We start from the raw sequence: 309 nt of genomic DNA on the forward strand, positions 1-309 counted from the left end.
AAACCATTACTGTTCCTGGAGAAGGACAAAATATGGTGGAAAGTGGCGCTGTAAAGAATGTGGTAACATTTGCAGATGAGGTTATTGTAGACATTACTATTAAAAACCCAAGTTTACAGGCCAAAAAGCGTACTGAAGTGGATATCCTTAAAACCATTCATGAGAAAGTATACGAAAAGGCAAAGATTACAGTAAATGTAAAGGTAGAAGCACCAGCTAAACCTAAAACAAATGTTATCAAAGGAAAACCAATTCCAGGAATTCAAAATATAGTCGCAGTAGCGTCAGGTAAAGGCGGTGTAGGTAAAT

At 36.9% G+C, this 309-nt stretch carries 1 pseudogene; it reads left to right on the forward strand.

From position 1 onward, the window contains the following. A pseudogene (locus H4O21_RS28890) lies at positions 1-309 on the forward strand (hypothetical protein); the annotation flags it as partial.

The sequence above is a fragment of the Oceanospirillum sediminis genome (assembly GCF_014164585.1).
Taxonomy (GTDB): Bacteria; Pseudomonadota; Gammaproteobacteria; order Pseudomonadales; family Halomonadaceae; genus Oceanospirillum; species Oceanospirillum sediminis.